Source organism: Paraburkholderia sp. J67, from assembly GCF_905220265.1.
Taxonomy (GTDB): Bacteria; Pseudomonadota; Gammaproteobacteria; order Burkholderiales; family Burkholderiaceae; genus Paraburkholderia.
Genome location: NZ_CAJMZK010000142.1, coordinates 1 through 250, shown reverse-complemented (window position 1 = coordinate 250; position 250 = coordinate 1). Strand labels below are relative to the sequence as shown.

The window sequence follows — 250 nt, the reverse complement described above, 5'->3', positions numbered from 1 at the left end:
TTCGCCGCGGCCGCACCATGATCGACACGCGCCAGCGGCACATAGCTATCCGGCTCGTACAGATACGTCAGCGCCTGTTCGCCGCGCCGGTCGTGATACGTCTCCTGCACCAGCCGCATGCCGTCCCACAGAAAATCCGTGCTCGCGTAACTGCCGTTCAGCTTGCGGATACGCCGCCCAAACGCGTCGTACTCGAAATGCGTAGTCGACAGATTCAGCCGGTCCTTCGTCACCACGGTCTTGAGCTGAT

General features: G+C 61.6%; 1 protein-coding gene. It reads right to left on the bottom strand.

The features are described from left to right. Positions 1-250, bottom strand: a 250-nt coding sequence (locus tag U5782_RS41520) for a hypothetical protein (RefSeq protein ID WP_322049655.1), incomplete at both ends; no start/stop codon positions are given.